General features: G+C 61.3%; 11 protein-coding genes and 3 pseudogenes. 10 read left to right on the top strand and 4 right to left on the bottom strand.

The window, feature by feature from the left end:
• The 5 genes and pseudogenes from EN780_RS05005 to EN780_RS05025 all read left to right on the top strand — a co-directional run.
• On the top strand, positions 1–441 hold a 441-nt coding region (locus tag EN780_RS05005; RefSeq protein ID WP_133372579.1), incomplete at its 5' end, for a S26 family signal peptidase.
• Positions 429–1,112 (top strand): lytic transglycosylase domain-containing protein, encoded by a 684-nt coding sequence (locus tag EN780_RS05010; RefSeq protein ID WP_024505647.1) that lies wholly within the window; start codon positions 429–431, stop codon positions 1,110–1,112. The genes EN780_RS05005 and EN780_RS05010, both read left to right, overlap by 13 nt.
• Positions 1,113–1,290: 178 nt before the next feature.
• A complete protein-coding gene (gene rlxS, locus EN780_RS05015; RefSeq protein ID WP_024505648.1) occupies positions 1,291–3,261 on the top strand; it encodes a relaxase/mobilization nuclease RlxS in 1,971 nt (656 codons plus the stop codon).
• A 355-nt stretch (positions 3,262–3,616) separates the two neighbouring features.
• Entirely contained in the window at positions 3,617–4,603 is a 987-nt protein-coding gene (locus tag EN780_RS05020) for an ATP-binding protein (RefSeq protein WP_126057775.1), read from the top strand.
• A gap of 17 nt (positions 4,604–4,620) precedes the next feature.
• Positions 4,621–7,089 (top strand): annotated as a pseudogene (locus EN780_RS05025) (S8 family peptidase).
• A gap of 232 nt (positions 7,090–7,321) precedes the next feature.
• Here EN780_RS05025 and EN780_RS05030 read toward each other — a convergent pair.
• From EN780_RS05030 to EN780_RS05045, 4 genes are read right to left on the bottom strand one after another with little or no spacing between them, the layout of a single operon-like run.
• Entirely contained in the window at positions 7,322–8,851 is a 1,530-nt protein-coding gene (locus EN780_RS05030) for an E2 ligase fold family C protein (protein ID WP_126057776.1), read from the bottom strand.
• Between the two features lie 3 nt (positions 8,852–8,854).
• On the bottom strand, positions 8,855–9,343 hold the full coding sequence (locus EN780_RS05035; RefSeq protein WP_126057777.1) for a Mov34/MPN/PAD-1 family protein: 489 nt from the start codon (positions 9,341–9,343) through the stop codon (positions 8,855–8,857).
• Positions 9,340–9,957, bottom strand: a complete 618-nt coding sequence (locus EN780_RS05040; RefSeq protein ID WP_126057778.1) for a putative metal-binding protein — start codon at positions 9,955–9,957, stop codon at positions 9,340–9,342. The genes EN780_RS05035 and EN780_RS05040 overlap by 4 nt, the downstream gene beginning before the upstream one ends.
• On the bottom strand, positions 9,950–10,246 hold the full coding sequence (locus EN780_RS05045) for a DUF2604 domain-containing protein (protein ID WP_126057779.1): 297 nt from the start codon (positions 10,244–10,246) through the stop codon (positions 9,950–9,952). The genes EN780_RS05040 and EN780_RS05045 overlap by 8 nt, the downstream gene beginning before the upstream one ends.
• A 311-nt stretch (positions 10,247–10,557) precedes the next feature.
• On the opposite strand from EN780_RS05045, the pseudogene EN780_RS39705 reads away from it, so the two are divergent.
• The 5 genes and pseudogenes from EN780_RS39705 to EN780_RS05065 all read left to right on the top strand — a co-directional run.
• A pseudogene (locus tag EN780_RS39705) lies at positions 10,558–10,797 on the top strand (hypothetical protein); the annotation flags it as partial.
• Positions 10,786–11,709, top strand: a pseudogene (gene fni / locus EN780_RS05050) (type 2 isopentenyl-diphosphate Delta-isomerase); the annotation flags it as partial. The pseudogenes EN780_RS39705 and fni, both read left to right, overlap by 12 nt.
• Before the next feature lie 515 nt (positions 11,710–12,224).
• Positions 12,225–14,531: a S9 family peptidase gene (locus EN780_RS05055; RefSeq protein WP_126080685.1), complete on the top strand. Its 2,307-nt coding sequence runs from the start codon at positions 12,225–12,227 to the stop codon at positions 14,529–14,531.
• Between the two features lie 833 nt (positions 14,532–15,364).
• Positions 15,365–18,760, top strand: coding sequence for a Ulp1 family isopeptidase (locus EN780_RS05060; protein ID WP_245499880.1), 3,396 nt, complete (start codon positions 15,365–15,367; stop codon positions 18,758–18,760).
• 206 nt (positions 18,761–18,966) lie between these two features.
• On the top strand, positions 18,967–20,991 hold the full coding sequence (locus tag EN780_RS05065) for a conjugal transfer protein TraG (RefSeq protein ID WP_024502848.1): 2,025 nt from the start codon (positions 18,967–18,969) through the stop codon (positions 20,989–20,991).
• Positions 20,992–21,009: the final 18 nt, after the last annotated feature.

A 21,009-nucleotide genomic window follows, 5' to 3' on the forward strand; every position in this document is an offset into this window, starting at 1 on the left:
GCGCTGGGAAAGCCCGCCCCTTGGCTGGTCTGGAACGCCTCGGCCAGCGCGCCGATCGGCCTTTACCGCATCGCTGCGGGAGCGCTGGCGCGTGGCGATCTCGTGCTCGTGCGCCCGCCTGAATACGCGGCGTATCTCGCCGCCGAGCGCAGCTATCTGCCTCGCAATGTGCCGCTGGCAAAACGTCTTGCAGCGCTGCCGGACGATAATGTCTGCGCCTTCAATGACGCCATCATCATCGGCGGCGACATCGTCGCGCGCCGGCTCAAAATCGACGCCGAAGGCCGACCTTTGCCATGGTGGAACGGCTGCCGAGCGCTCGGGGATAACGAGGTTTTCCTGCTCGGCAGCGACAAAAACCGCTCCTTCGACAGCCGCTATTTCGGGCCTGTTCCCACTCAAAATGTCATCGGGAGGCTCGTACCACTATGGACCGAGTGACCCTCCTCTTGTTGGGCATGATCGCCATTGCGCCATGCGCCTGTTCCGCCTCGACCGGCGCTGAGCCGGTCGCCATCTCCCAAAGTCCGCAGCTGCGAAAGTGGCAGACGTTGGTATCGGAAGCAAGCCGGCGCTTCCATATTCCCCAAGCCTGGATCTATGCCGTCATGGCTGCCGAAAGCGGCGGCAAGACAATGCGCGGCGGCCGCCCCATCACCTCCCCCGCTGGCGCCATGGGCCTCATGCAGGTGATGCCCGGCACCTATGAAGAGATGCGGGTCGAACACGGCCTTGGGCCTAACCCCCACGATCCGCGCGACAATATCCTGGCCGGCACGGCCTATCTCAGTGCCATGTATGACCGCTTCGGATTTCCTGGCCTGTTTGGCGCCTACAATGCCGGTCCCGAGCGCTACGACGAGCATTTGAAGCGTGGCAAACCGCTGCCAGAAGAGACCGTCGAGTACCTCGACCAACTCAAGGCGGCCGGAGTTTCGGCGGCCGACATCGAGGCGTTCGAAAGCCAATCTGTCGCTCCAAAGGCGCAAATCGCTCCTCTCGGACGGTCGCTGTTCTTCATTCATGACGGTGTTCACTCAGGCGTGCGAAACGGCGATCTCTTCGTGCCGCTCGGCAAGGACGGCGCGCAGCCGAAGGAGCCGGTGCGTTAGCCATGGCGGACGGGGGCGCGTCTGGCGGGGCTGGGCGCGGAAGGCAAGATAAAGGTACCGCCTCCAGGAGGCGGTTAAATCTTTGTCTGCACATCGTTTTTCCGGGAGGCTGCCGCCGGTGCCAAGAGGGTTTGACGTGTAAGTGTCTGATTTTGCTTGATATGTCTGGGAGGCTCGCATTAAGGATGACGAGTTCAGGCCGAAGCTCGGCAAAATCGGGTCGCGCGGCTCGAAGGCCGGCAAACGCTATGCCGGCCAGGTTCGTGCGGCGATCAACCGGGCTGGCGGCCGGCCGCAACGCGGTGGTCGCTTCACAGGAAGCCGGACAGGGCGCGGCGGGGCGGCCGCCGCACTGCTGAAATCGCGCGACCGGTATGCCGCCTTCCGCCAGCGCCGGGTGATCGTCAAGGCGCGGGTCGTCAAGCTCGCCGGCAAGGGCGCGGACGGGGCGCGTGCCCATCTACGCTATCTTCAGCGCGACGGGGTCACCCGCGAAGGTGAACCTGGCGAGCTCTACGGCGCCGACAGCGGCCGCGTCGACGGCAAGGCGTTCATCGATCGCGCGGACGGCGACCGCCATCAGTTCCGCTTCATCGTCGCTGCCGAAGACGGCATCGAGTACGACGACCTCAAGGCGCTGACGCGGCGGCTCATGGCGCAGATGCAGGAAGACCTCGGCACGAAGCTCGACTGGGTCGCGGTCGATCATTTCAACACCGGCCACCCGCACAGCCACATCATCGTCCGTGGCAGGGACGACCGTGGCGAGAACCTGGTCATCGCGCGCGAATATATCTCATCTGGCATCCGCGAGCGGGCGGCCGAGCTGGTCAGCCTCGATCTCGGTCCGCGAACCGACCGCGAGATTGAGCTTCGCCTGCGCCGGGAAATGGAGCAGGAACGCTTCACCAGCATCGACCGTCGGCTGCTCAGCATGCGTGATGATGACGGCCTGGTCTCGCCGGGCGGTCCCGACGCCATTCGCCAGACGCTGCACCAGGGACGGCTGCGCAAGCTCGAGCGGATGGGTCTGGCCGCGGAGGTCGGCGCTGGCTCCTGGCGCCTCGACGATGAGCTCGAAGCCACGCTGCGCCGCACCGGCGAACGCGGCGACATCATCAAGACCATGCACCGCGAACTGACCGGCAAGGGGCTTGCCCGCAGGGCCGCCGACTGGGTGATCCACGATCGATCCGGCGAGCCCGTCCAGTCTCTCGTCGGTCGCGTTGTCGCGCGTGGACTGGCCGACGAGATCAATGACCGCCATTACATGATCGTCGACGCCGTCGACGGTAAGAGCCATTGGATCAACATCGGTAGAGGCGAGGCGATGGAAACGATGCCTAATGGCTGCATCGTGCGTGTCGCGCCAAGGAACACCGAGCCGAGGCAGGTCGATCGTACCATCGCCGAAATCGCCGCCGCGCATGGCGGCCGTTACGACGTCGATATGCACCTGAAGCATGACCCATCCGCCACCGAGAGCTTTGCGCGAACGCATGTGCGGCGGCTGGAGGCGATCCGCCGCGCGACCGGCGGCGTCGAGCGAGAGCCGAACGGCACCTGGCTCATCGCGCCGGACCATCTCGATCGCGTCGCGAATTATGAGGGCCAGCGGGCCAGGGCCGAGCCTGTCGTTGCCGACAAGCTCTCCTCAATGGCGCTGGAGCGACAGGTCAGCTTCAACGGCGCCACCTGGCTCGACCGGGAGCTGGTTGCCGATAGACCCGAGCCTTTGCACGGATCCGGCTTCGGCCGCGACGTGAGAGAGGCGCAAGCTCGCCGGCGGCAGTGGCTGATCGCGCAAGGCCTCGCGCATAAAGAACAGGATGGGATCGTCTATCGAGCCAACATGCTTTCGATCCTGCGCCAGCGAGAACTGAACCGTGTTGCTGGCCAACTGTCGGAGGAACTTGGCCTGCCCTATGCCGAAGCGCGATCCGGAGGACGAGTAGAGGGTACGCTCCGCCGCTCCGTCGAGCTTGCCAGCGGAAAATATGCCGTCGTTGAAAAGTCGCGCGAGTTCACGCTGGTGCCATGGCGGCCGGTGCTTGAGCGCCATGTGGGCAAGGAGGTCTCCGGTGTCGTAAGTGGGGAGGGGATTTCATGGACCGTCGGCCGGCAAAGGAGCGGACCTGGTGTTTCGTGAGATGGTGTACAGCTTTTTAGCCAGCGGCGCGGGCAGCCATGCGAGCCCGCGTAGACCTTATGGCCGCACGCCCGCAATCGGTCGCATGGACCTGCCAGGCGGGGCGGCTTTGGAGCGTTCGGACCCGACACGCTGCGTGAGTGGCCAGACTTCGAGCGCTCGAAGATGCGGACTGTTGTCTGCTGGCCGGCGTTATTCCGGCTGGCCTATGACCGCGGCGCAACAGTTCACCGCTGAAGTTGCCACGGGCGAACATCGACAAGAGAAAAAACACCATTGCGCGATACAAATCGCCGTTGAAAGCGTTTAGGTTGCATGCGCTTCGCCAAGTAAACGGATACCCCAGAAGAGAGCCATGACCACGGCCCGCCATATCGTGACGCTGCTTAAAAGCCACATTGCCGGCGACGAGGATCGTTTCCTCTCTATCGCGATGCAGCTTGCTGCGCATGAGGCACGTCAAGGCCATGGTAAGCTTGCTCAGGAGCTCAAGGATCTGGTCGACGCAGCCAAGAGCAGGGACGCCCGGATTGTCAAGAGCAGTCGGCCGGTTCCCCTTTTTCAGCCAAAGGGCGAGCTCGCAGGGCTCCTGCATGTGCGCTATCCGGACCTGCGACTGACCGACATGATTTTGCCGGACAGTCTGCGCTCGCGCCTGCACCGCGTGCTGGGAGAGCAGCGCCAACAAGCAAGCTTGCGCGAGCACGGGCTTGTTCCCCGTCGCAAACTGCTTCTGGTCGGCCCGCCAGGATCAGGCAAGACGATGACCGCATCGGCATTGGCCGGGGAGCTTCATCTGCCCCTTTTCACGATCGTCCTCGATGGTTTGATCACCAAGTTCATGGGAGAGACTGCCGGAAAGCTGCGGCTTGTTTTTGATGCAATGCAGGCGACGCGGGGCGTCTACTTCTTTGACGAATTCGATGCCATCGGCGCGCGTCGAGGCGAACGCCAGGATGTTGGCGAGATTCGGCGCGTGCTGAATTCGTTTCTGCAGTTTCTCGAGCAAGACGACAGCCACAGCCTGATTATTGCGGCAACAAATCATCCCGAGCTGCTCGACAGAGCTTTGTTCCGCCGTTTCGACGATGTCATCGAATACGCCGTGCCCGATCGGCCGATTATAGAGGCGCTGCTTCGGGCTCGACTCGACCGCTTCGACACCAGAGGGCTTGCCTGGAACGAGGCGATCTCTCAGGCAGAGAGACTGTCGCAGGCCGAGATCACGCGCGCGGCCGACGACGCTGCAAAAACCATCATATTGCGGGGGGGGAAGCGGATCACCTCGGAAGCGCTCATCGACGCTCTGAAGGAACGCCGGCAGGCGTCGCTGTTTGAGTAGCGACAGCACAGATCATAATGGCAGACGATTTTCCGCGCGACCGCGCCCATATCCACCTTCGCAACAACGGCATTCGGGAAGCCTATCGGCGGCCCAACCAACTTATACATGCACCGCCGCTGCCGGCGCGTGATCGGGCGTCGCATGCTGCGGCCTTGACGCAATCCATCGAACAAGCGGTCGAAAGTGCACGCCAGCAGATTGCGGCGCGTGACCCCCAGCTGTCGGTCGGCACGCCTGGCTTTTACCTCGCGATCGATCTGCCCATGTCCGGACGGGCGGCCCTCGACCAGTTGGCCGATCGTCGCCAGCACATGGAGCTGGTCGCCGTCCATGAGCCAACTCAACCCGGTGCTCCCATCACAGCGTCGGTGTTCCTGCCGCAAAGCGCGCAAGCCTATTATTTGCGGAAAGTCGAGGCGTATCGAGACGTTGATACTGACCGCGGCAGACCGCGCAACGAGCCGCTCGTCTCCCGCATGGAGACAGTCAGGCTGGCGACTGCACGATCGTTGTTTACCGACCACGACGACCTCTTCCCCCAGGCCGCTGACGAGCAGGTGTGGTGGGAAGTCTGGCTGCGCGACGGTCGCCGCGAGAACTTCGAGCACATTGCCGAAGCCCTGAACATCACTTTGCGCACGCATGCGGTTAGGTTTCCGGAGCGGGTGGTCATGCTGGCCCTCGCCAGCACGGCAATGCTCGACCGCATGATTGCGCACAGCGATGTCGTCGCCGAGCTGCGGCGCGCGAAGGATACGCCGTCCTTCTTCCTGGGCCTTGGCGGCGCGGAGCAAAGGGACTGGAGCGACGAGCTTCTCGGGCGCGTCAGACCGCCTCAATCCGATATTGCGGTCTGCATTCTCGACAGCGGCGTGCGTCGCACCCACCCGTTGATCGAACCCGCACTTGCCGTTTAAGACTGGCACACCGTCAAACCGGCATGGGGCAGCGACGACACACCTGCGTGGAGCGGCCACGGGACGCGAATGGCAGGTGTCGGCCTGTACGGTGATCTGGTCCCGCTCCTGGTCGGAGGCGATCCAGTTCCATTGCCCTTTCGGCTGGAGAGTGTTCGTATCCTTCCGCCAGAAGACGAGGCAAACGATCCAGAACTCTATGGCGCGATCACCGCGGAAGCGATCGCCCGCGCCGAGGTGCAGGCGCCGGAGCGCCGCCGCGCGATCGCAATGGCTGTGACAAGCGCCAGTCCGGCGCGTGGAAGGCCCACATCGTGGTCTGCCGCTATCGACCAACTCTGTTTCGAAGAGGAACAGCGACGCTTGATCGTTCTCTCTGCCGGCAACATCGGCGATGACCTCATGCCGGCCGAGCATTTGACGCGCAACGATCTGGAAGCAGTCGATGATCCTTCTCAGGCCTGGAATGCGCTGACGGTCGGCGCTTTCACAGAAAAGGTCGATATCATTGACACCGACTTTTCGGGCTACGCTCCGATCGCGCCGGTCGGCGAGCTCTCGCCGCGCAGTCGCACTTCGGTCGTTTGGGACAGGCAGTGGCCGGTGAAGCCCGAGGTCGTCTTCGAAGGCGGCAATCTCGCCCATGACGGTGTGTTGCCCGGCGAGCCGATCGACGATCTGCAGATATTGACCACTTTCTGTCGACCCGAACTGCGCCACTTCACCACCCTCGGAGATACGAGCGCGGCAACGGCCCATGCCGCACGGATGGCGGGACTAATTCTATCAGCGCGCCCCGAGCTGTGGCCTGAATCGGTTCGCGCCCTGATCGTCCACTCGGCCGAATGGACTCCGGCGATGCGCGCACGCATCGATGCGTGCAACGGAGCGAAGGGCGAGATCCAGGCGCTCGTGCGGCGCTATGGTTACGGCGTGCCAGATCTTGGGCGCGCGCTTCTGTCAACGGTGAACGACCTCACGCTTATCGTTGAAGATGAGCTTCAGCCTTTCCAGCGCGAGGGCGGCGCGGCTGCCAAAACGCGTGACATGAAGCTGCATCGCCTGCCTTGGCCGAAGGAGCAGCTCGCGGCGCTCGGCGCTGCCCAGGTCGAGCTCCGCGTCACGCTGTCCTATTTCATCGAACCCAACCCCGGTGAACGCGGATGGACCCGCCGGCATCGTTACGCGTCCCATGGTCTTCGGTTCAGAGTAAAGTCAGCGACCGAGACAGTCGACGAATTCCGAGCCCGCATCAATCAGGCCGCTCGGGACGAGGAGGAAGGGGCGCCTGCTGGAGGCGGAGAAGAGTGGCTGCTCGGCACCTTCCGCGATCGCGGCTCGTTGCACGCCGATTTCTGGTCGGGCAGCGCCGCCGATCTCGCCGAGCGTGACGCGATCGGCGTGTTCCCGGTCGGGGGCTGGTGGAAGGAGAAGCCTTACCTGGAACGCGTCGACGCTCTGGCTCGGTACGCCCTGATTGTGACGATTCGGGCGCCTGGGGTCGATGTTGACATCTTCACACCCGTCGAAGCAGCCCTGACTGTCGAGACGTCGGTCGAGACCTGATGCAGCACTGTCCAAACCGGCCAACAACGGAGGTTTGACCAGCCTCTGGTGCCATGGCGGCTGGTGCTGGATCATCACGTCGGCACGGGATCATGCGCGGAGGACGATAGGCCGGCAAAGGAGCGGGCCAAGCGTGTCATAATGGCGCCCATGGTCACGCCCACAAGCCGCGCCCCCTGCGTCTACGGAGAGGTGCGCGTCTGCTTAGGCGGCCGAGACATCGCTTACCTGATCAACGCGCTCCGTATTTGCGCCTGTAAGCGGCAATGAAATCGTCGTCGCTACAGATGCAGCGGCCGCTGGAGTCCTTGGCCTTCGGATCGTGCAAGTGAGAGCCAAGGGGGCGCAGAAGATTCACCCGAGTGCTCGTCGTCGGGCTCATGGGAAACCCCGCACTATGCTTGACCAAATCCGCGGCAAGCATAATCCCGGCAAGCACCGACTGAAAGGCCATCGGAACCACAGTTCGAACGCGGCGACTTCCTTCGCTAAGCTGGAACACCAGACCGCCGCAGATAGCCTGCTGATAAAAGGAGCGCAGGGGCTGGCCGACAAACGGGGCTAGCGGTTCAAACGGCACAGCCATCGCTGTAGCCACGCGAACTACAAAGTCGTTGGGAACTCCGGCATTTGTCTGCAGGAGCGTTTTCACCTGCTCGTGTGCTTCCGGTATTCCGAGTTCCTCGGCAATCAGCTGGTGCTCGTCCTTGGATTTTCCGGATGGCAGGTACATGCAACAAAGGCAAGCCTGGCCGTCATCGAAACCATGCCGGGAGATACCGAGATCGTGCTCCTGCATCCAAGCGTTTGCGATCCATCGCGGCAGTGCACCTTGGACAGCCAGACGGTCGGCGGCGGTGTCAAGCGCCACACCCACTTGGTCTAAGACCCAATTGCCCCGGCGCGCAACATATTCTGCCCACGTCAGAGGGTGCGCCTCGACCTCAAGGCCAGTCGATCTAAGGGCGGTGGCTGCAAGAACCGCCTTGGACATACCAATCTCCGCCTGGCCGGCCAATGCGTAGCGCTGCAGGTTTGAGAGTTCGATCGCTTCGTGATCGATTACATGCAGACGACCCTTGAGATCGGGTTGTCTCGCTAGCGCCCAAAGCGAGCCATGGCCTATCGCACCGAGCCCAACGAGGTGGGTTTCGCCAAGGTCGACTGGGAAGTCGATCGGGCCAGCCTCCCCGGCTTTGGTCTTGTCGTAGCTGCATAGCGAGAGGTCGATGGTTTCGTCCAACTCGGCGCCGGTCAACTGGGCGGCGAAGATAGTTCGAAAGACGTTGGCGGCGCCGAAGCAACTGGCGGCGCCAGCTCCAAAAGGCAGCAGACTTGGGCCAGAGCCCACCGGGTCCGTACGCGACAGCTTTGCCGCCCAACCGTCCGATCCCACGAAAAAGATCGGGCACCGGAGTGATGGGCGCGTTACCCCTGCAACGACGCAGACGGTGGCAGACTTGCCGGAACGCCGGATGCCGACTTTTGGATTGATCGACTTTGCCAAGCGCTCCAGCGCTTGGGCTTGAGAGCTCGCCGCGCTGTCCAGCGGGAGTATCGCCAGAACCGGGTAGAGCCTAGCGAGCAATCTCACCGCAAGATCTAGTGTCGCCTGGCCTTCGGCGCAGGAAGCGGCCTGATGGTCGAAGGCGACTGCCACGACCTGCTTTTCAAGAGCTGCTTTGAAGTCTCCCAGATGAAAATCGGCCAGGACCTGAGATGCCGCCGTGGCGGCACGATCGATGAAGTTAGCGAATGCCATTGTTCAACTCGATATCATGATCATTCGCGACAGTGCCGCGGGAGGGAGCGCATTCCATTTGGCCTTTTCGTCAAGCCGATAGGCGGCGACCCGAGCAAAATCGAAAGGCTCGCGGGCGAAATTCGGCACTACCAGCGACAGACACCCAACCGTGGTAGCAACCGCATAAGCGTCGTCCGTCGTCGAATGGTAGGCGCGGCCCGGATGGCTGTGAATCTGGGCCAAGAGTTTCAGGCCGCTTTTGTAGAGCCAGACATTGAGCCGGTGCAGTTCTTCGGCCGCAACGATCACGCAAACGCCATCGTTTGTCCGAATGTGACGCTGCGCCGGGATAACCGTCTCTGTTACGGCAAAGTGCCGGTCTTGCTGAACGCCGACCCAGAGCGCCATCCCCTCATTGCCTTCGCGACCAACTGAGCGCAGATGCCCATGCGTGGTCGAGATGCAGCCGCGCGGGAGAGTCACGATCGTTACATCTCTCAAACCAGTCATTCTTGTATCGCCTGAGGGGATACCACCATTCCTACGATTGCCGGTGGGAGTTGAATCTGCAACTGCTCTATAGGAATGATTCCGTACTTGATGATCTTGTCCAGGATGAAGGCCAAACAGCCTTCGCCAGAACCCCGATGAAGTAGCCATGGATCACCTGAATGGGCTGGATTGTCGTGGTATTCCCGGACGCCCGCCATGCACAGGAATGGTTCGTCCTCGGGACTGTTGGCCTGGATGAAGTCCGTCAGCGGCACGGCGTTCTGCTGGATGAGAGCTCCTATCATCTCCGGCGGCGTTCCGGGCAGCGGCGGACGTCTAAGCATTTTCAGGTATAGATCTTTCCGGGCAATCGGATGACGCGTAAACGGATCGACGAAGACCACGGACGGTGGTCTTAAGTCGTAGTCGGTGAAGTCGACCTCGCTCGCTGCGCTGATCACCCGTGGTTTTAACTTGAGGCTTGCGAAAATGAAGAAAGCGCGCGGAAAGGTCGCCTCGATCAAGAAGCAGCCCTGAGCCCGATAGACATCAGCATATGGCCGGAACCGGCCGATCTCCCGATCAAACTTCGCTCGGGAGACCTCCGGATCCACACTTTGGGGTTTAGGCACCTGCGACGCCCGCCTTCAGGCTGAGGAACAGGGTCACAGTATTCGGGAAACCGAAATCGCCAAGCTTCTTGTCGACGTCGAGCAAGTTGCCGGCCTCATCCTTCAATTCCCAATTCTCGGCTGGTTGGGCGACATTCTGCGTGTTCTCAAGGGCTTTGGTACGAATGACGTGAAGCGGCTGGTTGGGATTGGCTTCGACCTGCGTGGGCTGGCCGTTCACCACCATCGTGATCTCGATCTTGCCCGGCCCGCCGCCGTGATTATCGCCCTTACCCGAATCCTTCGACATTGTCCTACTCCTGTGGCTTGCCAACCGTCCCACGCCCTGGCGCCCACCTGCGAGTGAGACCGGCGGTCTTCAATCGTTCACCCGGCGCCACGGCCGCGAGTACGCGAAAGACAGGGGATAAGCTACCGAATCGGTGCTTGCCTTCTTTTATGGGTGACTTGAGCCGCAAGTAAATGGTCTCAAATTGCTCCTCACAACTATAATCGATTATAGCAATGCGAAAATATTGGCGACACGCCTATTCATCTGCTCTCTCACTCGCCTGCTCCGTGCTTGGCAAGGGGAGCTTTGACTGCGTCACGCGTCCCCCAATCCTGCAACGCATTCACCCGAGCCTGCGCGACACCAGCGCCCGCACCGGCCGTGATCCGCAGAACGAAACGCTGATCGTGGCGTTCTATCGCGAACTGGCGCTGCTGTTCTGGCTAGACGATTGCAACGACGTTGGCCTGATCGCGCCGGAGCAGCTCGCCGCCGTGGAGCAGGCGCTGGGGCACGGCGTACCGTGCGTTCTCTCCGGATTCGAGGGCTGCGCTCAGCTGCGCGCTTCGCTGGTGCTGGATCGGCGAACGGCGCCGGCCACGGTGGCCGCTGGCTGGGAGTACATCCATTTCGAACACTGCGCACTGCCCGAGTTGGACCTGACGCAGATCGACCTGCGCGCCTCGCTGCTGGGCAAGGCTATGCGCGCGCCGCTGCTGATCAGCTCTATGGCCGGCGGCATGCCACGGGCCGAGGCCATCAACCGGCATTTGAGCGAGGCAGCGCAAGCCTTGCGGATCGCCATGTGCGGTTCGCAGCGTGTGAGCCTGCAATCCCGTAACTCCCAGGGGCTAACGCGCGCGCTGCGCCGCCTGGCGCCAGACATTCCCTTGCTGGCCAATATCGGCGCCGCGCAACTGCGGGAGGCCGACGGCCTGGACCTGGCGCGTCGCGCGGTGGACGCGCTGGAGGCCGATGGGCTCATCGTCCATCTCAATCCGCTGCAGGAAGCGGTACAGCCGGGAGGGCGACCGCGACTGGCGCGGCGTCCTGGCGCTGATCGCTGGCGCCGCGCGCATCGTGGGCGTGCCGATCGTGGCCAAGGAAGTGGGGGCGGCCTGTCCGCCTCGGTGGCCTGTGCGCTCGTCGAGGCGGGCGTGGCGGTAATCGATGTCGCCGGCGCCGGCGGCACCAGTTGGGCCGCAGTGGAGGGCGAGCGCGCCCGCAATGCCGCCGACCGTGCAGTGGCGATGTCATTCGCCAATTGGGGGATTCCCACCCTGACCAGCGTGCAGGCGGTGCGTCGGGCGCTGCCAACGGTGAAGCTGATCGCGTCGGGCGGGATCCGCGATGGCGTCGACGTGGCCAAGGCCATCCGCCTGGGCGCGGACATCGCCGGGCAGGCGGCCAGCGTGCTGGGCGCGGCGACAGTGTCCACCGAGGCCGTTGTCGCGCATTTCGAGATCGTCATCCGCCAGTTGTTGGGTCACCATCAAACCAATTTGACGCCCCGGGACAATATCGTCCGGCATTGTCCGGTGTGCGACGATGTTGGGGATGCGACATAGGCGGATTGCCGTGTATTAAACCGCTTTTCCTTTGGCACGCATATTGCGCCCTATCGGTAAACCTCGTCATGGGCCGGCGGCAATCGCTCGGAGATTGTCGAAATAGCACAATCTGCCGGGGTGACATCCGGCCCGACTAGAGCAGGACCTTTCAGATGATGCAGAAAAGCAAGCGGCCATACTCGCGGGGAAATAGTCGCGTCAGGGCTGCATGGACGCTCTTTCCTGGTTGTTTCGGCGACGGACGCCAACTCTTCAATCGGCACCCGAACCAGTGCCTGGATGTCCAAGGAGCGCCCCTGTTGCGCGTGCCTGGCTGCACCCGCGTGCTGGCTCTCCTCCAAGGCGACGCTCGGCGCTGCTGCAGACCGGCGACGAGAACCCAACTTCAAAATTAGCATTCCGAAAACCGAAAGAAGTGAACAGGTATGTCCAGGATCGGCGCTTTGACGCGCGCGGCATGGCGATCGGCAACTCAGACGCTGGCCAAGGGTTCGAAAAGTTTACACCCGACGCTAGCGCCGGCCGATTTCAAGCGCGCACTTACGATCAACGATCGATATGGCGGGCTCACTGTCAATGTCCCCAAAATGCCTTTCTGGCTGACCGGGGGTGAAGCCTTCGTCTACCGCCGGACTAGCCACGGCGAGCAGCAGTTCATGCAGGTCGATGCTGCCACGGGTTTCAAGCGGCCCGCTTTCGATCAGGCGCGTCTGGCGGCAGCGCTAAACAAGGTGAGCCATGAGAGCTATCAAGCCGGCAATCTTCCGTTCGACCGTTTCGAACTGAGTGAGGATGGTCGCAGGCTCGACTTCCAGATTGAAGACACCCGGTGGAGCTGCGACCTTGCAAGCTATGACTGTACCAGCACCACATTCGATGCAAGGAAAGGGGACCGTAGGGAGCTCAGCCACCGCTACACGCCGCCAGCGGAGAACAACCCCGACAAGAGCAACGCGTCGCCCGACGGCAAATGGATCGCCTATATCAAGAACTGCAACGTTTTCCTGCGCAGCGAGGACGGATTGCAGGATGTTCCTCTGAGCCGGGACGGAGCCGAAGGCAATTGCTACGTCTTTTCGACGCTGAGCTGGTCGCCGGACTCGCGCCACCTCGCCGCTTACCTTGTTCGCCCCGGCTATAGGCGAGAGGTCCGCTACCTCAATTCATCGACGGACCAGTTGGAGCGGGAATATTCAACAATATTCTATCCCAGGCCGGGCGATGTCCTTCCGCTGCCCCAACCAGTCCTGTTCGACATTGCCGGCCGGCGCCAGATCGTGATTGACGGTGCCCTCTTCTCGAACGTCTTCGAACTTTCCCCTCTCCGGTGGTGGGCGGACAGCCGCGGCTTCACTTTCGAATATAACCAGCGCGGGCATCAGCTCTATCGCTTGGTCGAGGTAGACGCCGCCTCGGGCCGCGGGCGCTCCCTGATCGATGAGACCAGCGAGACATTCGTGGATTATTTGCCGCTGGGGCATGGCCAGGAGGATGCCGGAAAAATCTTCCGTTACGATGTCGATGACGGGAAGGAGATCATCTGGGCATCAGAGCGCGACGGGTATGAGCATTTGTATCTTTTCAACGGCCGGACAGGCGCGCTCGAAAACCAGATCACCCGAGGTGAGTGGGTCGTCCGGAGGGTCAACCATGTCGATCCGGTGAAGCGTCAGATCTGGTTCGAGGCGAGCGGGATGAACTCGCAGGAGGACCCCTATTGGGTCCATGCTTACCGCATCGGCTTTGACGGCAAGGGACTGACTGCACTGACGCCCGAACCGGCCAACCACCATATCGAGTTCTCGCCTGACAGGCGCTATTATGTCGATCTCTGGTCACGCATCGATCTGCCCCCGCGCATGGCACTCTACCGCGCCAGCGACAATGCCAAGCTCCAGCAGATCGAGACGGCCGACATTTCCGAGCTCGTCGCCGCAGGCTGGCAGCCGCCGCTCAGTTTCCATTCCAAGGGGCGCGACGGCAAAACTGACATCTGGGGTGTGCTCCACCTGCCAGCCAACTTCGACCCGACGAAGAAATACCCGGTTGTGGAGAATATCTATGCTGGACCCCACGGCTCCTTCGTCCCAAAATCCTTCTCGCGGTGGACAGAGCCGCTCACGCAGCTGGGCTTCGTCGTTGCTCAGATCGACGGCATGGGCACCAACAACCGCTCCCGCGCCTTCCATGATGTTGCTTGGAAGAATCTGAAGGACGCAGGATTTCCCGATCGCATTCTGTGGCACAAGGCGGCGGCCGCGCAATATCCATGGTACGACATATCCAACGTCGGCATTTTTGGCGCATCCGCCGGCGGCCAGAGTGCAGTCAGCGCGCTGCTCTTTCACCCCGATTTCTACAAGGTCGCCGTCGCCAAAAACGGCTGCTTCGACAACAGGATAGACAAGACCTGGTGGAATGAACTGTGGATGGGGTGGCCGGTCGGCATTGAATATTCGCAATCCTCCGCCGTTGACAATGCTCACAGGCTGCAGGGCAAGCTGATGATCGCGGTCGGCGAAATGGATGATAATGTCGATCCGTTTTGCTCGTTCCAGCTTGCCGATCGACTCATCAAGGCAGGAAAAGATTTTGACATTGTCTACGTTCCTGGTGCCAATCACCATACTCTAGGCACCTACACCGAGCGCAAACTCCTAGACTTCTTCGTTCGCAACATTCTCGGTCAGACCCCGCCCGACTGGAACAGCAAACCGATCGAGCTGGAGTAGCTTGTGGCTCTTGCAATTGTTAGCTCGCCTTATCGGCTGTAATCAGGGCGAGGCGCGAGCAAATCTGCACCGAAGGACGATCGTGGAGTCTAGGACTTGCGCTGCGTATTGAGGATAGGCTCGCCGCGACGTTGGTCTGAGCAAACTGCTTGATAGGCACGCCTGCAGACCGCGTGTGTGCGATTGCAAGATCCCCTATCAGCCTGGTGTGAAGCGTTCAGGGGAAAAGCCGCACCCAACGCCGCTTCCGCTCGCCGTAACGCTACGGCGGTGCGGCCCACCCGATCCGCTCGACGAGCATAGGAACACATAGGTCCCCGAACGGACGATTACCTTGGCAATAGAAGACCCTCGTCGGTCATCGCCGCTGTGGGTGGCAGCCCGTCGGTCTGGAGCTGCCACGATTCTCATCCTCGCGTCACATATGAGCTGAAGCTTTCCGGATCGGGTATCCAATCGGCATCCAGTTGCTCGGCGATATGGTTGAATTCTACCTCAGGACAAGAGTGAGTAGAGCAGCCCCGCTACGAAAATCCTATCCTGGTTCGTTTGACGCATCGACTATTCAGATTGATTGGCGTGATACCCGGCGCGGCCGCAACACGCTAGGCCGTCAACCGCTGAGCAGAAAACCAGCCTTCGCCTTCCGCGGCGGCGGACCTCGTCAGCCTTTCGAAAGCTTGCCTGAGTAGGTTGCTCATGTGATCTGTGGAAGTGAGGCTAGCGTGCACCCGTACAAACTGGACATTCATCGTAGCAGCTTGGCTGCAGGTGCAGCACGCCGTACCGCACGAGCAAGCGGACAAGCCGGCCAAGCCGGTTTTGAGCAGCACTTGGGCGAATTGCAGGCGGCGGATGAGTTGATGAGTGCACCAGGCGAGGATGTCCTCGTCAATGGCTCGCATGGCAAAGGTGAGTTGAGACCAACGAAGAGGCAGAGGATCCAAAGCAATCTGCAGCATGCTGTCACTGAGCGGCAACCAGGTCAGGTTGGTGACTCAGGCGCTCGCGCGATGATGCAACTCCCTGCCCATCAGGTGGGTACATCGGAACGGGAGGCGCAGCTCGCGATGCAGGGGGATGAGCACGAATACACCCCAGCGCCGCATCTCGATGGGTCGATGCCCTCGACAGTGCAGCCGGATCGTCCAATTGTGGCCCCCGACGGTGCCGACAAGCGTCCTGTTTATTCCAACGATGCCACCGCCATCGAAGGGCTGAAGTCTGCACTCCTTGCGGGTAAAGCCAGGCCGGACACGGTCACTCGCAGCGCAAATTCTCTTTTCGGCTTTAGTCGTTGGCTCTTTCAAAACAAAAAGCCAGGGTTTGCTGCTCGGCTTTACCATCCGTCGCTGAGCCAGGATCTCGAGGAGTACGAGAGTAGGGGTGGTTCCTCCACAGTGGCTGGCGCACTGCGTCAACTGATGAAGCCGATAGGCGGAGCCGCCCCGATTGTGGGTCGCGCTGTCCTGAACCCCCATCCTGACGACGCCGCGCTCACTAGACATTTCAGATCCGCGAGCGGCTACGCAACTGCTCTTAACCATTTCAGTCATTACCTACGTCAAAATGACAAGCTCGGGATTGCGGGCCGGATTTACGATGAATCGCTGGATAAAGATGTTGAGAGCTACAAGGCCGCCTCCTCTACTCGTGGAGCTCCGATCGAATCTGCACTGGTTTATATCCGCAAGCACCCGCCGCGCGTTATACTCGGGAGTCATCTGGAAAACGCGGTCAGCATGGAGGCTCGTCCCCGTGGCGACGCTGCTCAGCATACCGCACCACAGCAGGGATTCGATTGGCCAGAGGAGCTCCTGCCGGTAGGTTATAAGGAGGGCACCGATCTACCATTGTCTCTCGCCCCAACCGCGCACCAACACCAAGCACCCGACTTTGGAGAGGCCGTCCCTCACTTGAACTGGCGCCACGGCGACCAGGGCGCCCCGGAGGGGCTGGTAGCTGCACGGGACAGGAGCAGCCCGCTGCCAAGCGAGGCGGTGCCACATAAATCTGGACGGGGACTCGCTACGCAGCCCAGATTGTGGGCGGAGAAATCCGCCTCGCCAGAGCTCTTTCGACGGCGGGCGGAGCAGGCTCTGCCGGCGTCCGCCAGAGGTGTGGAGACATCCTCCGCGGTTGATGAAGCCGCCGCTCGCCAAGCTTTGGCTTGGTTGCAGCAGGAGATGGAGGGGATCGAACCGATGCAGGATCCTCATAAGGTGGCTACACCGGAATCTGAGGCGCAGCTCGTCAGGCAGAGGGATGAACACGAATCCACCCCAGCACCGCATCCCGGAGGTGGTGGTTCGATGTCCTCGACAGTGCAGCCGGATCGTCCAATTGTAGTCCCCAACGGTTCCGACAAGCGTCCTGTCTATTCCAACGATGCGACCGCTATCGAAGGGCTGAGGGCAGCATTCCACGCGGGTAAGGCCAGCGCGAACACGGTCACTTTCAATGTAAATTCTCTTTTCGGCTTTAGTCGGTGGCTCCTTCAAAACAACAAGCCAGGGTTTGCTGCTCGGCTTTACCATTCGTCGCTGGATCAGGATCTCAAGGAGTACGAGAGTACGGGTGGTTCCTCCACCGTGGCTGGCGCACTGCGTTACCTCAAGAAGTCGACAAGCGGAGCCCCGATTATGGGTCGCCCTCTCGTGATCCCCTATCCTGACGATGCCGAGCTCATTAGAGATTACAGAGCCGCTTCGACCAAGGAGTACCTGGCAGCGCCTGCGACCGGACGGAATCCAGATACCGTGGGCGGCTATACAAATTTTCTTAGACATTTTAGCCAGTATCTGCGTCAAAATAACAAGCCTGGGATTGCCGCTCGGATTCACGACAAATCGCTGGATAAAGATGTTGAGAGCTTCAAGGCTGTCTCCTATGGTAATAGACTAAGTATCGGTTCTGCATTGGCTCACCTCCGGGATATCCTGCCGCGCATTGTGCTCGGGCGCGAAACTGTCCTTGCTGCTCATCCGGCAGACGCAGTCACCAGGCGCGTTGGGGCCGCTGCTGAAGCTGGGCCAGCGGCACCGGCAAGAGCTCCCCAACCCGCCTCGCCAGCAACCGCTAAGCTGCCAGGCACCTACCGCGGCCTTCCACTGGTTGATGTGACCACACTGACGACCAGTTCCTCTGGGGCTCAGATCGGGGCGCTCGATCCGACAGCCCCGTCCAACGTTGCAACGGGGCGGGTGCTCGGCGCCGCCGAATGGCTGAGCGACGCCCATGTCCAGAGAGATTACAATTTGCTGGAGCGGCAACTGCAGGGGATCAATCCGGCGCTCGCTGCCCGGACTCGGCTGGTGGATCCTTCCGTATCCCATCTACTGCGACACACGTCGCCGCAAGACGCTCGAGGCATATTGCAGTCCATCTATAATCAAAACAACGCCACAGCCGACTTCCTGTTCTTGCCAGTGAATAATGGCACGGCTACTAGCCCCGGCACCCATTGGTCGCTGCTGCTCGTTGATCGCCGCGACCCCGAAAGGCGGTTCGCCTATCACTACGACTCCCTCCAGCGAGAGGGATATAACGACGTGCCTGCAAAACAGCTCGCAGGACTGCTGAATGCTACCTTGGCGCCAGCCCCCATGGCCAGACAGACGAACCATTATGATTGCGGCGTATTTGTCCTGGAGGGCACGTGGGCGCTGGTTGAACGATTGGTGAAAGGGCAGCGGCCAGACCACGAGCCGCTGCCCCTCGACAACCTCGTTGCCGATCGGCAGGCGCTGCAAGACCGGCTAAGGAGGCGCTTGCCGCACGAGGAAGAGCCGCGGCAGCTGCTGGAGGATGAACCCGCCTCCCCACCGATGATGGCATTCGAGCCAGGGGAACTGCGGCAACTGTTGGAAGACGAGCCTGCCTCCCCACCAATGATGGCGTTCGAGTCAGGGGAACTGCGGCAACTGTTGGAGGACGAGCCTGCCTCCCCACCAATGATGGCGTTCGAGCCAGGGGAACTGCGGCAGCTGTTGGAGGATGAACCCGCTTCCCCACCGATGATGGCGTTCGAGCCAGGGGAACTGCGGCAACTGTTGGAAGACGAGCCTGCCTCCCCACCAATGATGGCGTTCGAGCCAGGGGAACTGCGGCAACTGTTGAATGATGAGCCTGCCTCCACTTGGGCACAAATCAATTCGACCCCACATGCGCGAGCGGACGGTGTTCATCAGCCAGCCCAGGCGCCCTGGCTCCCTGAACGCAGAAGATAACTTTGCGGAGGAGCGGTCACGCAACTGTCGGCGGCGCCGGGCCTCAGGGTGAATGGAGAGGATGGTGTCGCGTGAAGGCGCAACACGCGTGCTGACCGACCTGCATAGTAGGAAGTCGTTCATTGCTCCCAAATCGTATGTGAGGAACATTCCTGTCCCGGCTGCACCGCGCGATGCTAGGTCGCGTTGTTCAGCGGGCCAAGCCGATGACACCTACGAAGCTACTGATCGGGCAGATCGCCGTTGTGTGCGCAATTGTCATTATCGGCGTATGGACGGCAACCCAATGGTGCGCTCAAATGCTGACCTACCAGACGCCTCTCGGCGCACCATGGTTTCTCTTCGCCGGCTGGCCAATCTACAAGCCGTGGAAGCTGTTTGAATGGTGGTTCCACTTCGATGCTTATGCGCCGGAGGTCTTCGACAAAGCCGGTACGCTTGCAGGCGCCAGCGGATTCCTGGGCTGTGCCGCCGCAATCGCAGGCTCGCTTTTGCGCGCGCGACAGCGCGGGTCGGTTACGACCTATGGGTCTTCACGGTGGGCCACGACTCATGAGGTCGAGACGGCAGGGTTGTTACGGCCGGCGGGCGTTTTCCTCGGTAGGCTGAACGATCGCTATCTGCGCCATGACGGCCCGGAGCACGTCATGGCATTTGCGCCGACGCGTTCGGGCAAGGGCGTGGGGCTGGTTGTTCCAACGCTACTTTCCTGGACCGGGTCTGCCATCATTCATGATATAAAAGGCGAAAATTGGCAGTTGACCTCCGGCTGGCGGTCGAAATTCTCGTACTGCCTTCTGTTCAATCCGACCGACCCGAGATCGGCACGCTACAACCCGCTGCTGGAGGTGCGCAAAGGCCCAGATGAGATCCGGGACGTTCAAAACATCGCCGACATCCTCGTCGATCCCGAGGGCGCGCTGGAGCGACGGAATCACTGGGAGAAGACCAGCCATTCACTCCTAGTTGGCGCCATTTTGCACGTGCTCTACGCTGAAGAGGACAAGACGCTAGCCCGCGTCGCCACCTTCCTGTCGGACCCGCAACGCTCGTTTGCCGCAACGCTACGGCGGATGATGACGACAAACCATCTCGGGACGGGGCATAACCCTCAGGTCCATCCCGTAGTGGCCTCGGCGGCTCGCGAACTCCTGAACAAGTCGGAAAACGAGCGCTCAGGCGTCCTCTCGACCGCCATGTCCTTTCTTGGGCTTTATCGTGATCCAACGGTCGCGGCGGCCACTTCGTCCTGCGACTGGCGCATCGCTGACCTAGTGGATGGAGAGCGACCGCTGTCGCTCTATCTGGTCGTGCCGCCTTCGGATATCTCGCGCACCAAGCCTTTGGTGCGACTGATCTTGAACCAGATCGGCAGGCGGTTGACGGAGCGTCTGGAGGGGGACCCGAAGAAGAGCCGTAAGCATCAGCTGCTCATGATGCTGGACGAGTTTCCGGCGCTCGGTCGCCTCGACTTCTTCGAAACGGCGCTCGCCTTCATGGCAGGTTATGGCATTCGCTCCTATCTGATCGCACAATCTTTGAACCAGGTTTCAAAGGCCTATGGCGAGAACAATGCTATTCTCGACAATTGCCACGTGCGAATTGCCTTTTCCTCCAATGACGAACGCACGGCCAAGCGCATCTCGGATGCCCTCGGCACCGCAACCGAACTTAGGTCGATGCGCAACTATGCGGGCCATCGGCTTGCGCCCTGGCTTTCACATGTCATGGTGAGCCGCCAGGAAACCGCGCGCCCGCTCCTGACGCCAGGCGAGGTGATGCAATTGCCGCCGTCAGACGAATTGGTCCTGGTTTCTGGGTTGCCGCCGATCCGCGCCAAGAAGCTGCGCTATTATCAGGATCAGAATTTCACAGATCGGGTGCTGCCTGCGCCGGTGCTGCACGACGGACCCTATGCGGACTGCCCTGCATCACGCCCGGACGGCTGGACTGGACAAGTGTGCAGCGTCGATAGCCGACTTGCTGCGGACGAGGAAAGCGCCGACGCGCCAGTTGAAGACGAGGGAGGCGTTCAGCAGCAACGCCATCCAAGCCTGCCCGAAGAAGACGTTGTTGTCTCTCAAGAGCCCGATCAGGCCGATCTGTACAAGCCCGCAGACGATGACAGCGAAGCGCTCGCGGACAAGCGTGTCATGGATCGGATTTCCACTGCGGCCCGCGCCTACGGTATCAACGAGGGCAGGGGCGACGATGTCATTCCCGGCTTCTGAAGTCCGCTGAGTTGCAGA

Origin of the sequence: Mesorhizobium sp. M4B.F.Ca.ET.089.01.1.1 (assembly GCF_004022605.1) — a bacterium.
In the GTDB taxonomy this organism is placed as follows: domain Bacteria; phylum Pseudomonadota; class Alphaproteobacteria; order Rhizobiales; family Rhizobiaceae; genus Mesorhizobium; species Mesorhizobium abyssinicae.

Bases quoted from the DNA above. Each gene is read 5' to 3' on its own strand.
- EN780_RS05010 (WP_024505647.1), top strand. From the start codon at position 429: ATGGACCGAGTGACCCTCCTCTTGTTGGGCATGATCGCCATTGCGCCA.
- EN780_RS05020 (WP_126057775.1), top strand. From the start codon at position 3,617: ATGACCACGGCCCGCCATATCGTGACGCTGCTTAAAAGCCACATTGCC.
- EN780_RS05030 (WP_126057776.1), bottom strand. From the start codon at position 8,851: ATGGCATTCGCTAACTTCATCGATCGTGCCGCCACGGCGGCATCTCAG.
- EN780_RS05035 (WP_126057777.1), bottom strand. From the start codon at position 9,343: ATGACTGGTTTGAGAGATGTAACGATCGTGACTCTCCCGCGCGGCTGC.
- EN780_RS05045 (WP_126057779.1), bottom strand. From the start codon at position 10,246: ATGTCGAAGGATTCGGGTAAGGGCGATAATCACGGCGGCGGGCCGGGC.
- EN780_RS05055 (WP_126080685.1), top strand. From the start codon at position 12,225: ATGTCCAGGATCGGCGCTTTGACGCGCGCGGCATGGCGATCGGCAACT.
- EN780_RS05065 (WP_024502848.1), top strand. From the start codon at position 18,967: ATGACACCTACGAAGCTACTGATCGGGCAGATCGCCGTTGTGTGCGCA.